This window comes from Dietzia sp. SLG310A2-38A2, assembly GCF_014145095.1.
Lineage (GTDB): Bacteria > Actinomycetota > Actinomycetes > Mycobacteriales > Mycobacteriaceae > Dietzia.
The window spans coordinates 1-1,853 of sequence record NZ_JAALDX010000303.1 but is presented as its reverse complement, the minus strand read 5'-3'; the positions used below and the strand labels follow the sequence as shown (position 1 = coordinate 1,853).

Annotated in this window: 2 protein-coding genes; both read left to right on the top strand. The window is 69.6% G+C overall.

Annotated elements, in window-relative coordinates; genetic code table 11:
- Positions 1-462, top strand: a 462-nt coding sequence (ruvX, locus tag G6027_RS11290) for a Holliday junction resolvase RuvX (protein WP_241727042.1), incomplete at its 5' end; no start/stop codon positions are given.
- A 92-nt stretch (positions 463-554) separates the two neighbouring features.
- On the top strand, positions 555-1,727 hold the full coding sequence (locus tag G6027_RS11285; RefSeq protein ID WP_182637270.1) for an endolytic transglycosylase MltG: 1,173 nt from the start codon (positions 555-557) through the stop codon (positions 1,725-1,727).
- The last annotated feature ends 126 nt before the right edge of the window (positions 1,728-1,853 follow it).

Sequence of the window (1,853 nt, the reverse complement as noted above, 5' to 3'; positions counted from 1 at the left end):
GATCCCGCCGTCCGCGGGTGGACCCGTGGACGGCGGCTCGGCCTGGATGTGGGGACAGCGCGGATCGGGGTCGCCTCCTGTGATCCCGACGGAATCCTCGCTACGCCTGTCGAGACAGTTCGTGTCGTCGACGGCGACCCCGAGTGGACGGCAGAGTTGAGGCGCCTGAGCGACCTCGTCGAGGAGTACGACGCCGTCGGTGTGATCGTGGGACTGCCCACCTCGCTGAAGGGTCGGGACACCGCCTCTACGGCGATGGCGCGGTCGTTCGTCGTGGCTCTCTCCGCCGCGTCGCCCGGCCTCGACGTCGAGTTCGTGGACGAGCGACTCACCACGGTGACGGCGGGAGCAGCGCTCCACGGCGCGGGCAGGAACACCCGACAGCAGCGGGGCGTGATCGACCAGGCCGCCGCCGTGGTGCTCCTGCAGGCATGGCTCGACTCGCGGCGCGCCCGCCGATGATGGGCGTGTCGACCGGCGCGGCTGGATAAACTGCCCGTCAAGCACGATGCTGTCCGGCGGGCAGCTCCCTGAACCCCTGGCTAAGGAGCACGATGTCTGCGGCACGAGGACGCTCACGAACGAGTGGCACCACCCGGTTCATACTCCTTGCGGCCGTGGTCGGGGTGGTCCTGGCCTTCGCCGTGATGGTCTATCGCAATACGAACAGCGAGGTCTCCGCCGCTCCGGATTTCGAGGGCGAAGGCTCCGGCAACGCACTGCTGCACGTCGAGCCCGGGGACACCCTGGGCGTCGTCGGGGACCGCTTGTACGACATCGGCACCGTGGCCAGCACCCGGGCCTTCACAGGAGCAGCGGCCGGGACGTCGGTCGAGGGCATCCAGCCGGGGTACTACCAGGTCCGGGAGGAGATGAGTGCCGCGTCGGCAGTGGAGGCCCTGACCGATCCCCGCAACAGGGTCGGCTTCATGGACGTCAAGCCCGGTGGGCGGCTGCTCGACACGGTCGTGGTCGGCGGAGGGACCGAGAAGGGCATCTTCACCCTGATCGCCGACGCGACCTGCCTCCGGAACCTGGACGACCCGGAGGCCCCACCGACGTGTCGCCTGCCGCAGGACATCGTCGACGCGGCCGTGCAGGCCGACCCCGCCGAGCTCGGGGTGCCCGACTGGGCGATCAACGAGGTGCGGAACGCACCCGACCCGGTTCGACGTCTCGAGGGGCTCATCGCTCCAGGTGTCCACAACGTCAGCCCGCAGTCGGAACCCCTGGAGATCCTCCGCCAGTTGATCGACTCGTCGACCGACGCTTACGACGCCACCGGGCTCGTGCCCTCCGCCGAGAGGATCGGTCTGACGCCCTACCAGGTCGTCACTGCGGCGTCTCTGGTGGAGAAGGAGGGCACACTTGAGGACTTCGACAAGATCGCCCGGGTGATCCTCAACCGGCTCGACGAGCCGATGCGCCTCCAGTTCGACTCGACGGTCAACTACGCCCTCGCCGACCAGGAGATCGCCACCACCGACGCCGATCGCGCGGCGGTCACGCCGTGGAACACCTACGCCATGGACGGACTGCCCTACGGACCGATCGGGTCTCCCGGCCTCGATGCGCTCCGGGCGATGGAGAACCCGGCGGACGGCCAGTGGAAGTACTTCGTGACCGTCGACATGCAGGGCACCACCCGCTTCGCCGACGAGTACCCGGAGCACGAGCGATACCAGAGCGAGGCGATAGCCAACGGGGTCCTGTCCAGTGGGCGCTAGCGCCGCGGGCGCTGCTTCGGGCGGCGCTGCTTCGGGCGATCTGGCGGCCACGTCACCCCGCTCCGCGGCGGTGCTGGGCCATCCGGTCGGGCACTCGCTCTCCCCGGTGCTGCACGGCGCGGCGTA